General features: G+C 73.8%; 12 protein-coding genes. All 12 read left to right on the top strand.

All coding sequences use genetic code 11. The annotated features are described in order from the left end of the window. Window positions 1-41: 41 nt before the first annotated feature. Window positions 42-1,454, top strand: a complete 1,413-nt coding sequence (locus AC5RWQ_RS15785) for an FtsW/RodA/SpoVE family cell cycle protein (protein WP_494283611.1) — start codon at window positions 42-44, stop codon at window positions 1,452-1,454. After that, window positions 1,454-2,560: an undecaprenyldiphospho-muramoylpentapeptide beta-N-acetylglucosaminyltransferase gene (gene murG / locus AC5RWQ_RS15780; RefSeq protein ID WP_334486344.1), complete on the top strand. Its 1,107-nt coding sequence runs from the start codon at window positions 1,454-1,456 to the stop codon at window positions 2,558-2,560. The genes AC5RWQ_RS15785 and murG overlap by 1 nt, the downstream gene beginning before the upstream one ends. Window positions 2,561-2,591: 31 nt before the next feature. Beyond that, entirely contained in the window at window positions 2,592-4,085 is a 1,494-nt protein-coding gene (gene murC, locus AC5RWQ_RS15775; protein WP_494283478.1) for a UDP-N-acetylmuramate--L-alanine ligase, read from the top strand. Continuing rightward, entirely contained in the window at window positions 4,082-4,894 is an 813-nt protein-coding gene (locus AC5RWQ_RS15770; protein ID WP_494283477.1) for a cell division protein FtsQ/DivIB, read from the top strand. The genes murC and AC5RWQ_RS15770 overlap by 4 nt, the downstream gene beginning before the upstream one ends. Window positions 4,895-5,126: 232 nt before the next feature. Further along, window positions 5,127-6,242 carry a cell division protein FtsZ gene (gene ftsZ, locus AC5RWQ_RS15765; RefSeq protein WP_494283476.1) on the top strand — a complete coding sequence of 372 codons (1,116 nt, stop codon included), beginning with the start codon at window positions 5,127-5,129 and terminating at the stop codon, window positions 6,240-6,242. Window positions 6,243-6,251: 9 nt separating this feature from the next. Further along, a complete protein-coding gene (locus tag AC5RWQ_RS15760) occupies window positions 6,252-6,995 on the top strand; it encodes a YggS family pyridoxal phosphate-dependent enzyme (RefSeq protein ID WP_494283475.1) in 744 nt (247 codons plus the stop codon). Between the two features lie 193 nt (window positions 6,996-7,188). After that, entirely contained in the window at window positions 7,189-7,881 is a 693-nt protein-coding gene (locus AC5RWQ_RS15755) for a cell division protein SepF (RefSeq protein ID WP_494283474.1), read from the top strand. 28 nt (window positions 7,882-7,909) lie between these two features. Then, the gene (locus tag AC5RWQ_RS15750) at window positions 7,910-8,209 is read left to right on the top strand and encodes a YggT family protein (protein WP_088975238.1); all 300 of its coding nucleotides are present in this window, start codon (window positions 7,910-7,912) and stop codon (window positions 8,207-8,209) included. Window positions 8,210-8,261: 52 nt separating this feature from the next. Then, window positions 8,262-9,065: a DivIVA domain-containing protein gene (locus AC5RWQ_RS15745; RefSeq protein ID WP_494283473.1), complete on the top strand. Its 804-nt coding sequence runs from the start codon at window positions 8,262-8,264 to the stop codon at window positions 9,063-9,065. 71 nt (window positions 9,066-9,136) lie between these two features. Next, a complete protein-coding gene (locus AC5RWQ_RS15740; RefSeq protein WP_494283472.1) occupies window positions 9,137-10,105 on the top strand; it encodes a hypothetical protein in 969 nt (322 codons plus the stop codon). A gap of 14 nt (window positions 10,106-10,119) precedes the next feature. Continuing rightward, window positions 10,120-10,425 carry a DUF167 domain-containing protein gene (locus AC5RWQ_RS15735; RefSeq protein WP_494283471.1) on the top strand — a complete coding sequence of 102 codons (306 nt, stop codon included), beginning with the start codon at window positions 10,120-10,122 and terminating at the stop codon, window positions 10,423-10,425. Between the two features lie 22 nt (window positions 10,426-10,447). Next, the gene (locus AC5RWQ_RS15730) at window positions 10,448-11,950 is read left to right on the top strand and encodes a potassium/proton antiporter (protein ID WP_494283470.1); all 1,503 of its coding nucleotides are present in this window, start codon (window positions 10,448-10,450) and stop codon (window positions 11,948-11,950) included. The last annotated feature ends 172 nt before the right edge of the window (window positions 11,951-12,122 follow it).

Below are 12,122 nucleotides of genomic sequence, written 5' to 3'. Positions count from 1 at the left end.
ATCCGCCGGTGGGGCTGGTCGGCCTGGACGCGGCCGGCGGCCTGGCGGCGCTGCGCGGCCTGCTGGCCCGCCCGCTGGCCTCCTACTACCTGCTGCTCTCCAGCGCCAGCCTGCTGCTGCTGATCGGCCTGACCATGGTCTTCTCGGCCACCAGCGTGCGCGACTACGCCGAGGACGGCGACGCGTCGGCGTCGGTGACCAAGCAGGCGGTCTTCGCGGTGATCGGCATCGTGGCCTTCTGGGCCTGCCAGCGGCTGCCCGCCCGCACCTACCGGGTGCTCGGCCGGCCCGCGCTGGCCACCGCGGTCGGCCTGCTGGTGCTGCTCAACCTGCTGCTCGCCTTCGCCCGGCTGACCGGCCAGGAGTCCGCCCGGATCGGCCCGGTCGAGGCCCGGCTGCTCTGGCTCTTCATCGGCGGCATCCAGTTGCAGCCCGGCGAGCTGGCCAAGCTCGCGCTGGTGCTGTGGGGCGCGCACGTGGTCGCCCGCAAGGGCGCCGCGCTGGGCTGGTGGAAGGAGCTGGCCACCCCGCTCTTCCCGGTGGTCGGGCTGCTCTTCGTGCTGGTCGGCTACAACGACCTGGGCACCATGCTCTGCCTGCTGGCCATCGTGGTCGGGCTGCTCTGGGCCGCCGGCGTGCGGATGCGGGTGTTCGCCGTGCTGTCCGCCGTGGGCCTGCTCGGCATCGGGCTGCTGGTCGCGGTCGCCTCGCTCGGCGCCGGCTCCGGCGAGCGGGGCGAGAAGAACTACCGCTTCGCCCGGCTGATGTACTTCATCGACCCGCCGGACCCCGAGCAGTGCAAGCTGGCCGACTGCTACCAGACCTTCCAGGGCCGGCTGGCGATCGAGCACGGCGGCTGGTTCGGGGTCGGACTGGGCCAGGGCAGCCTCAAGTGGGACTGGCTGCCCGAGGCGCACAACGACTTCATCTTCGCGGTCATCGCCGAGGAGCTCGGCGTGGTGGGCTGCACCGTGGTGCTCGTCCTGTTCGCCGTGCTGGCGTACACCGGGCTGCGGATCGCCCGCCGGGTCGAGGACCCGTTCCGCCGGCTCGCCGCCGCCGCGGTCACCACCTGGCTGGTCAGCCAGGCCGTGATCAACATCGGTGGGGTGACCGGCCTGCTGCCGATCACCGGCCTGCCGCTGCCGTTCATCTCCGACGGCGGCAGCGCCCTGGTGGTGACCCTGGCCGCGGTCGGCATGCTGGCCTCCTTCGCCCGCGCCGAACCCGATGCCGCGAGAGCCCTGCATGCCCGTCCGCCCGCCCGATGGGTCCGACTAGTCTGGGCCCCGTTGCCGCCGCTTCCCGGCCGGCGGCGCCGCCCGGCGCCGCCACCGGCTGCCCCAGGGTCCGTACCCCGGTCGCGGACGCGGCGGGAGGACGAGCAGGCCGCCCCGCGCGGCGGCCGGCAGGGCCGGACCCGGGGCGGGACGGCGAACGAGAGGAGACGCTGATGGGTCCGCTGCGTTCGGTGGTGCTCTGCGGAGGGGGCACCGGTGGCCACATCTACCCCCTGCTCGCCTTCGCCGACTGCCTGCGCCGACACGACCCGGGCGTCCGGATCACCTGCCTGGGCACGCCCAAGGGCCTGGAGAACGAGCTGATCCCGCCGGCCGGCTACGACCTGCGGCAGATCCCGGCGTACCAGCTGCCCCGCTCGGTCAACATGGGCCTGGTCCGCACCCCGGACCGGATGTGGAAGGCGGCCCGCGCCGCGGGCAAGGTGATCGACGAGGTCCAGGCCGACGCGGTCGTCGGCTTCGGCGGGTACGTCTCCGTGCCCGGCTACCTCGCCGCCTGGCGGCGCGAGATGCCGATCGTCATCCACGAGGTGAACGTCCCGCCGGGCGTGGCCAACCGGCTCGGCATGAAGTTCACCAAGAACATCGCGGTGGGCTTCCCGCACCAGCCGGCCCAGTCCGAGGCGCTGCGCGACGCCCGGGTGGTCGGCGTGCCGCTGCGCCGGGGCATCGCCGGCCTGGACCGGGCCGCCATGCGCGACGCCGCCCGGGCCCACTTCGGGCTCCGCCCCGACCTGCCGGTGCTCTTCGTCGCCGGCGGCTCGCAGGGCGCCCGCTCGATCAACCTGGCGGTCTCCGGCGCGGCCAAGGAGCTGGCCCGCAACGGCGTGCAGGTGCTGCACGTGATGGGTGCCCGCAACGAGCCGGTGCCGGTCCCCACCGACCTGCCGGTGCCGTACGTGGCCCTGCCCTACCTGTCCGAGATGGAGCTGGGCTACGCCGCCGCCGACCTGATGCTGGCCCGCGGCGGGGCGATGACCTGCGCCGAGGTGGCCGCGATCGGGCTGCCCACCATCTACGTGCCGTACCCGCACAGCAACCAGGAGCAGAAGCGCAACGCGCTGCCCGTGGTGGAGGCCGGTGGCGGGCTGCTCGTCGACGACGCCGAGCTGACCCCGGACTGGCTGGAGCGCACGGTCATCCCGCTGGTCCGGGACCCGCGCCGGCTGTATGAGATGGGCGCCGCCGCCGCCGCGTACGGCCGCCGGGACGGCGACGTCGCCCTGCTGAACTTCGTCTACGAGGCGGTGGCCCGATGAAGCCGGCCACCGCGACGGGAAGGTACCTGGCATGAACACCGCGCAGTTCACCCCGGCCGGCACGCTCACCGCCGAGGACCTGGGCCGGATCCACCTGATCGGGGTGGGCGGGGTCGGCATGAGCGGCCTGGCCCGGCTCTTCCTCACCCGGGGCCTGCCGGTCTCCGGCAGCGAGCTGCGGCAGTGGCCGTCCCTGGCCGGCCTGCGCGCGCTCGGCGGGACGATCCACATGAGCCACGAGGCGTCGAACCTCGACGGCGTGGACACCGTGGTCTATTCCTCGGCCATCCCGCAGGACCACCTGGAGATGGTGGAGGCCCGCCGGCGCGGCCTGCGGGTGCTGCACCGCTCCGAGGCGCTCGCCGCCGCGATGACCGGCCGCCGCACGGTGGCGGTCGCCGGCACCCACGGCAAGACCACCACCACCTCGATGGTCACCATGGTGCTCCAGCAGGCCGGCGCGGACCCGTCCTTCGTCATCGGCGGGGAGATCTCCGAGGTCGGCTCCGGTGCGCACCACGGCACCGGCGAGCACTTCGTGGTCGAGGCGGACGAGAGCGACCGGTCGTTCCTGATCTACCGCCCGTACCTCTCGATCATCACGAACATCGAGGCCGATCACCTCAACACCTACGGGGACCTGGCGAACCTGGAGGCGACCTTCGCCGAGTTCGCCCGGCTCACCGACCCGGACGGGTTCATCGTCACCTGCGCCGACGACCCGGGCGGCCGGCGGCTGGCCGAGACGCTGCGCGCCGAGGGGCGCCGGGTCTGGACGTACGGCGAGTCCGCCGACGCCGACCTGCGGCTGAGCGAGATGGTCTCCTCCGCGAAGGGGGTGCGCTACCTCGCCGAGATCGACGGCCGCTCGCTGGGCGAGATCCGGCTGCCGGTGCCGGGCCGGCACATGGGGCTCAACAGCGCCTCCGCGGTGCTCGCCGCGTACCTGCTGGAGCTGCCGGTGGCGGCGGCGGAGGCGGCGCTGGCGTCCTTCCCCGGGGTGCGCCGGCGCTTCGAGCGCAAGGGCGTCGCCGACGGCGTGCTGGTCTACGACGAGTACGCCTACCACCCGACCTCCATGACCCTGGCGTTGCAGACGCTGCGCGAGGTGGCCGGGGAGGGCCGGCTGATCGCGGTCTTCCAGCCGTACCGGCTGTACCGCACCCGCGACCTCCAGGCGGAGATCGCCGCCGCGCTGGGCATCGCCGACGAGCTGGTCCTGTTGGAGGTCTTCGGCCCCGGTGAGCTGCGCCAGCCGGGGGAGGGGTCGGCCGCGCTGATCGAGGCGGTCCCGCTGCCGGCCGCGCAGAAGGTGTTCGTCGACTCCTGGGACGACGCGCCGGCGGAGGTGGCCCGCCGGGCCCGCCCCGGTGACGTGGTGGTGACCATGGGCGCCCCGCCGATCTCGCTGATGGGCGACCAGCTCCTCGACGCCCTGGCGGCCCGTACCGGGGGCCCCGCCGCCGGTACGACGGGCCTCGGCGAGGCCGTCGACCCGGACGGCGCGGCCTCGACCGCCGGATGAGCCCGGGTCCGGCGCGGGGCCGTACCACCGGCGCCGACGGTGGCGGTCCCCGGCCGGTCCGGCGTTGGCGGCTGGTTCGGGCCGGCAGCGACGCGGTGCCCGCGTCGACCCGGCGGTTCATGGCCCGGGCCCGGCAGCGGCGGATGCGGGCGGCGCTGCCCTGGGCGGTGGCCGCCGGGGTGCTCGCCCTGGCCGGCCTGGTCGCCTGGACGGTGCTCGGCACCGGCCTGTTCGGTGTCCGGGAGGTGCGGGTGGTCGGGGCGCGGCTGGTCACCCCGGTGGAGGTGCGTGACGCGGCGGCGGTGCCGGACGGCGTACCGCTGGCCCGGGTCGACCTGGCCGAGGTGGGCCGCCGGATCGGCGCGCTGGCCCCGGTGGAGCGGGCCTCGGTCAGCCGGGACTGGCCCGGAACGCTGGTCGTCACGGTGGTCGAGCGCACCGGCGTGGCGGCGGTGCCCCGCGACGGGCAGTTCGTGGTGATCGACCGCGAGGGAGTGGTGTTCCGGACCGCGCCGCGCGTCCCGGCGGGGCTGCCGGTGGTCCGGCTGACCGCCCCGGGCCCGACCGACCCGGGGACCCGGGCGGCGTTGCAGGTGCTGTCGGTCCTCACCCCGCAGTTGCGCGGGGAGCTCACCGAACTGACCGTCGAAGGGCTGGCCCGGATCAGCCTGACCCTGCGCGGTGACCGGACGGTGGTCTGGGGCGACGCCACCCGGGGTACGGACAAGGCCAGGGTGGCGACCGCGCTGCTCGGTCGGGAGGCGGACACGATCGACGTGAGCGCCCCGGACGTGGTCACCTTCAAGTAGGGAACGTGAGTCGGCCCGCTCCGGGCGGCGACACGCCGAGCAGGTCCTTGGCTCATCGGGCGGCGGCGCTTACGTTGCCCCGAAGAGGATCAGTGGTTGACATAACTCTGAGCCTCTAGTAGAGGGTGAGGGTTCAGCCCTGATTCTCCACTGGTGACAGACGTCGTCGACGCTGGTCAGGCCATGCCGTGCCGGGTCGACCGATGCCAATCTCGAAGGGAAAGGACCGGAGATGACACCTCCGCACAACTACCTGGCGGTCATCAAGGTCGTCGGCATCGGTGGCGGCGGCGTGAACGCCGTCAACCGGATGATCGAGGTTGGGCTCAAGGGCGTCGAGTTCATCGCGATCAACACCGACGCGCAGGCGCTGCTGATGAGCGACGCCGACGTCAAGCTCGACGTCGGCCGGGAGCTGACCCGGGGGCTGGGCGCGGGCGCCAACCCGGACGTCGGCAAGAACGCCGCCGAGGACCACCGCGACGAGATCGAGGAGGTGCTCAAGGGCGCCGACATGGTCTTCGTGACCTGCGGCGAGGGCGGCGGCACCGGCACCGGCGGCGCGCCCGTGGTGGCCAACATCGCCCGCAAGCTCGGCGCGCTGACCATCGGCGTGGTGACCCGGCCGTTCTCCTTCGAGGGCAAGCGCCGCCAGGTGCAGGCCGAGGCCGGCATAGACGAACTGCGCAACCAGTGCGACACGCTGATCGTCATCCCGAACGACCGGCTGCTGGCGCTCGGCGACCGCAACATCTCCATGATGGACGCCTTCCGCACCGCCGACCAGGTGCTCCTCTCCGGTGTCCAGGGCATCACCGACCTGATCACCACGCCGGGTCTGATCAACCTGGACTTCGCCGACGTCAAGAGCGTGATGAGCGGCGCCGGCAGCGCGTTGATGGGCATCGGCAGCGCCCGCGGCGAGAACCGCGCGGTCGAGGCGGCCGAGGCCGCCATCTCCAGCCCGCTGCTGGAGCAGAGCATGGACGGCGCACGCGGCGTGCTGCTCTCCATCGCCGGCGGTTCCGACCTGGGTCTGTTCGAGATCAACGACGCCGCGCAGCTGGTCACCGACGCGGCCCACCCGGACGCCAACATCATCTTCGGCGCGGTCATCGACGACGCGCTGGGCGACGAGGTCCGGGTCACCGTCATCGCCGCCGGCTTCGACGGGGGCACCCCGTCGTACAAGGCGGTCGAGACGCCGCGTAAGACCAACCAGAACCAGCCCACGCCGCAGACGCCGCCGGCGACCCCGCCGGCCACCATGCCGGCCCCGCAGCAGTCCCCGCGTCGGGTGCTCTTCGACGACGTCGACGTGCCGGACTTTCTCAAGAACGGGTCCTGAGCCCCACCGATGACCGATCACCCCGCCCCGGTGCGCCCCGACCGGCGTGCCGAACTCGCCGCCGGGCTGGCCCAGGTCCGGGCCCGGATCGCCGACGCCTGCGTCCGGGCAGGCCGGGACCGCTCCGAGGTCACCATGATCGCGGTGACCAAGACGTACCCGGCCGGCGACGTGGTCGCGCTGGCCGGGCTCGGCGTCACCGACGTGGGGGAGAACCGCGACCAGGAGGCCGCGCCGAAGGCGGCCGAGGTGGCCGCCGCCGGGGTGGGCGTGCGCTGGCACTTCATCGGCCAGCTGCAGCGCAACAAGGCCCGATCGGTGGTCCGCTACGCCGACGTCGTGCACTCGGTGGACAGCGTCCGGCTGGCCCGGGCGTTGGACGCCGCGGCGACCGGCCGGGACCGCCCGCTGGACGCCCTGGTGCAGGTGAGCATCGACGGCGACCCAGCGCGCGGCGGGGCGCTACCGGACTCCGCCGACCCGGACCGCGGCCTCGGTGCGGTGGCCGAGGCGCTCGCCGGGGCCGGCGCCGTCCGGCTGGCCGGGCTGATGGCGGTGGCGCCGCTGGGCTGGGAACCGGAGCGGGCGTTCGCCCGGCTGGCCGAGGTGGCCACCGGGTTCCGCGCGGTGCACCCGGAGGCGGTGGCGCTATCCGCCGGAATGAGCGGGGATCTGGAACAGGCCGTGGCGTACGGCGCGACACATGTCCGCGTTGGCAGCGCGTTGCTCGGAATGCGTCCCACGCTGCGGTAGCCTGACCGCGGAAGAAGCAAATTACATCTGTGTTGTTTGGGGAACGGCATCCCGTTGCCGGGGGCCACGGCGAGCGGCCGCGAATCGTTTGCCAGGGGGATTGCCGAACCGATCGGATGGGCATGGGTTGCCCATCGTGATCAAGCGACACGGCACGGGGGTGCGTGCCGCACGGCGGACGGAAGGGCGCGGGATGGGTGCACTGCGCAAGGCGGGGGTCTGGCTCGGTCTGGTCGAAGAGGACGACGAGCGGGGCTACGACGAGGGTGGCTACGACAAGCCCGGCTACCGCGACTCGCGGTACCGGTCCAGCCGGTACGCCGAGGAGTTCGCCGACGACGACGAGGAGTCGGAGGAGCCGCCGGCTCCGCGACCGCGCCTCGGTGAGCGGGGGCGGCTGAGCGAGCGCGCCTCGGCCCGCGCGGCGGACGCCGAGCGCGCCGAGGACGACCGCGCGGAGCGGGTCGAGCGGTCCAGCGTCCGGTCGATCACGAGGTCCGGCGCGGGGGAGACCTCGGGGGCCCTGACCTACCACACCCGGGACAATCTCGCCCTGGCCCCGCAGGTTCAGCAGCGCGAACGCGCGGTGGTGGCCGAGGAGGAGCAGCGTTACCAGATCACCACGCTGCACCCGACCACCTACCGCGAGGCCCGGACGATCGGGGAGCATTTCCGCGACGGCGTGCCGGTGATCATCAACCTCACCGAGATGGACGAGGCCGATGCCCGCCGACTGGTGGACTTCGCCGCCGGGCTGGCGTTCGGGCTGCGCGGTACGATCGAGCGCGTGACCAACCGGGTGTTCCTGCTCTCACCGGCCAACGTCCAGGTCACCGCGGAGGACAAGGCCAAGATCGCTGAGGGCGGCTTTTTCAGCCTGAGTTAGTCCGCCCGACCGAGGGACGTCGTCTGCCGTGTTGTCGATCGTGCTGCAAGTGCTCTATCTGATCCTGTATATCTTCCTCATTGTGCTGTTGGCCCGATTCGTCCTGAGCGCCGTCCTCCAGTACGGTCGCCGGTGGCAACCGGGACGGGGAGCATCGGCGGGACTGGAATCCGTGTGGAGCGTCACTGATCCGCCTCTCAAGGCGTTGAGGCGTGTGATCCCTCCACTGCGAATTGGTACCGTGAGCATCGACCTGGCTTCCCTTGTGCTCCTGGTTATCCTGTTCGTGCTGATGGAGTTCGTGTTGAAGCGGTTGATCATTGGATGAACATCTGGTGGCCCAGCCCGCTACGCGGCCGCAACTGACCCGAGGAGTTTCGATGCCGCTGACCCCGGCCGACGTCCACAACGTCGCCTTCAAAAAGCCGCCGATCGGCAAGCGGGGGTACGACGAGGAGGAAGTCGACGCCTTCCTGGACGAGGTCGAGCGTGAGCTTGCCCGTCTGATCGAGGAGAACAACGAGCTGCGCGCCCAGGTGGAGCGTGGCGGCCGTGGTGGCGCGCCCGCCGGTCCTGGTGGCGACGCCCGTCTCGCGGCGGAGCTCAACGACGTCAAGGCCCAGCTCGACCGGGTGCAGCGCGACAAGGCCGCCGCCGAGCAGGCCGCCCGCGCCATGCAGGCGGAGCTCGAGCAGGTGCGCACCACCGGCGGCGGCCCCGCCAACGCCGGTGACGGCGAGCAGCAGGCCCTGCGCGTGCTGATGATGGCTCAGCGGACCGCCGACGACCACGTCTCCGACGCCCGTCGCGAGGCTGACCAGCTGCTCTCCGAGGCCCGTTCCAAGGCCGAGGAGGTCACCCGCGAGGCCCGCGCCAAGGCCGACGCCCTGGAGCGCGACGCGCGCCAGCGGCACCAGGAGGCCATGGGCGGCCTGGACGCCAAGCGGACCGCGCTGCAGAAGCACATCGAGGAGCTCAAGCAGTTCGAGCGTGAGTACCGCACCCGGCTCAAGGCGTACCTGGAGAGCCAGCTGCGGGACCTCGACGGTCGCGGCCAGGGCCTGGAGGCCGAGATGACCCGCTCCGAGAGCGGTCGTTCCGGCTCCGGCAACGGTCTCGCCGCCGCCGGCCTCGCCGGCTCGTACGGTGGCGGGCGCTCCGGCGCCCTCGAAGCCGGTCGCTGATCCACGGCCGACGACCGTCCCCGGACGGTCGTCGGCCGCGCCTGACCGACACGACGCGGCGGGGGTGAGCCGTGATAGTCGCAAGCCTGTTGCTCATCCTCGTCGCGGTCGTACTGCTGGTGTTCGGCCTCGCTGACGGCTCCAGCACCCTGCTGATCAGTTCCATCGCGGCCAGTGTGCTGGCCGCCGTCGCGCTGGTGACCGGCGCCCGCCAGGCGGCCGCCACCCGGGCGGCGACGGCCGGTGCCGGGTCGCGCGACCGGGCCCCCCGGGCCCCCAGGACGGCAGCCCCGCCCGCTCCCGGCGGCTCGGGGCGGGCGATCCCCGTCCAGCACGTACGCACGACGTTCGGCACCGGCGGCGAAGGGCGGCGGCAACCGCCCGAGCCGCCGGTGAGCGCGGACGTCGTGAACCGCACCGACTCCGCCGACGACGGGCCACGGCCGTTCCCGGCCGCCACCGGATCAGCCCCGGACTCCGGGCCCGCGCCGGCCCGCGACTCCGAGGAGTCCCGGCCGACGCCCGGCGCGGTGCTGTGGGAGCCGGACGGCGGGTCGAGAACTACCGCCCCGGCCGCGACGGCTGGCGGCCCCGGCGAGACGGCGACGGCGGAGAGCGCCGACCCCGGCACCGGCCGGGCGTGGCCACCCACCGCCGGGTCGTCCTGGGAACGCGAGGCCGGGACGCCGTGGGAGCCCGAGGCGGAGACGCCATGGGCCCCCGAGGCGGAGACGCCATGGACCCCCGACGCCGAGTCGCCGTGGGACGACGCCGACCCGGCGCCCACCACCGGTGGCGGCTGGCGCGACGAACCGGATGTCCAGCGGGTACGCCCGGCCGACGCCGCCCGGCTGGAGCGGCTCGACGCGGAGGTCCAGGTGATCGACGGCCGGCCCCGGTACCACCTGTTCTCCTGCGTCCACCTGATCGGGCGGGAGCACGAGGCGCTGCCGGTCTCCGAGGCGGTCTCCCTCGGCTTCACTCCGTGCGCCCGCTGCGCGCCGGCCACCACCCTGCTCGCCGACGCCTTCCCCGGCTGAGGTGGCGCCCACCAATGTCCACGGACGATCCGCTCACCGTCGCCGTACGGGTCAAGCCCGGGGTGTCCCGGGCCCGGGTCGGCGGCCGCTTCGACGGCCCGCACGGCCCCGCCCTGGTGATCGCGGTGAACGCGCCGGCGGTCGACGGCCGGGCCACCGAGGCGGCCCGCCGGGCGCTCGCCGGGGCGCTGGGCGTACGCCCAGCGGCGGTCTCGCTGCGTGCGGGCGCGGCGAGCCGGGACAAGCTCTTCCTGGTCGACCGCCCGGCGCCCGGGCTGGCCGACGCGCTGCGCCGGCTGCGCGACGGATCGGCCGGGTGAGGGTGCTCCGGGTCGGGCGCCCGTGACGCCCGGGCTCGACCTCGCGCTGCTGCTCGGCGCCGCCGTCCTGCTGGTCGCGGTCGGTGCGGTCCGCTTCTCCACCCGGCTCGGTGTGCCGAGCCTCCTGGTCTACCTGGCGCTCGGGGTGGCGATCGGGGAGGCCGGTCTCGGCATCCGCTTCGACGACGCCGAGCTGACCCGGGTGCTCGGCTTCTGCGCGCTCATCGTGATCATCGCCGAGGGTGGCCTCACCGCCCGGTGGAGCACCCTGCGGCCGGTGCTCGGCCTGGCCGGGGCGCTCTCCACGGTCGGTGTGGCGGTCAGCATCGTCGTCGTCGGCCTGGTGGTGCACCTGTTGCTCGGGCTGGACTGGCGGCTGGCCCTGCTCTACGGCGCGGTGCTCTCCTCCACCGACGCCGCGGCCGTCTTCGCCACGCTGCGCCGGCTGCGGCTGCCGCCCCGGCTGGTGGCCACGCTGGAGGCCGAGTCCGGCATGAACGACGCCCCCGTGGTGATCGTCGTCGTGCTGCTCTCCCGGGCGTCCGGTCCCGCCCACCCGTGGTGGTACGAGGTCCTGCTGGTCGGCTACGAGCTGGGCGTGGGCGCGGCGGTGGGGCTGGCCGCGGGGATCACCGGCCGATTCGCGTTGCGCCGGGCGGCGCTGCCGTCGTCGGGGCTCTACCCGATCGCGGCGGTCGGCTTCACCGTGCTGGCGTACGCCGCCGGCGCGGTGCTGCACGCCTCCGGCTTCCTCGCCGTCTACGTCGCCGGGGTGCTGCTGGGCAACGCCCGGCTGCCGCACCGGCAGGCCATTCTCGGCTTCGCCGACGGGCTGGCCTGGCTGGCCCAGATCGGCCTGTTCGTGCTGCTCGGGCTGCTGGCCACGCCGAGCCGGCTGGACGCCGCCGTGCTGCCCGCGGTGGTCACCGGGCTGGCCCTGCTGCTGGTCGCCCGGCCGCTGTCGGTGCTGGTGGCCGCGCTGCCGTTCCGGGTGCCGCTGCGCGAGCGGGCGTTCCTGTCCTGGGCGGGGCTGCGCGGGGCGGTGCCGATCGTGCTGGCCACCATCCCGCTGTCGGAGCGGGTGCCGGGGGCGGACCGGCTCTTCGACGCGGTCTTCGTCCTCGTGGTGATCTTCACGCTGCTCCAGGCCGGCACCCTCGCCCCGGCGGCCCGCCGGCTGGGGGTGACCGCGCCGGCCGAGGCGGCCGAGATCCGGGTGGAGACGGCGCCGCTGGAGCGGATGCGGGCCGACCTGCTCCAGCTGGAGGTGCCGGAGGGCTCCCGGCTGGCCGGCGTGCACGTCGACGAGTTGCGGCTGCCGGTGGGCGCCTCGGTGACCCTGGTGCTGCGCGACGGGGCGGGTTTCGTGCCCGGCCCGGACACCCGGTTCAAGACCGGGGACAGCCTGCTCATCGTGGCCACCGCCGCGGTACGGGACGAGGCCGAGCGGCGGCTGCGGGCGGTCAGCCGGCGGGGTCGACTGGCCCGGTGGTTTGGCGAGTACGGCGAGGATCGGGACGGCTGATCTGCTAGCGTTCCTTTTGCCCTGTTCAGGGCTTACTAGGGGCTGAATGGCGGAGCGTCGGTGCGGCACGTTGTCGGACGCCTGTACGTTCCGTATTCTTGCCAACCTCCGGAGTGCGCGGCGGAAGTAGCCGTGCGCCCGTTTGTGTACTTGGGGGACGCCAGGTCGGCGA

Source organism: Micromonospora sp. BS32, assembly GCF_059089345.1.
Note: the sequence above shows the minus strand (reverse complement) of the source record. Positions and strands in the feature narration are given on the sequence as shown.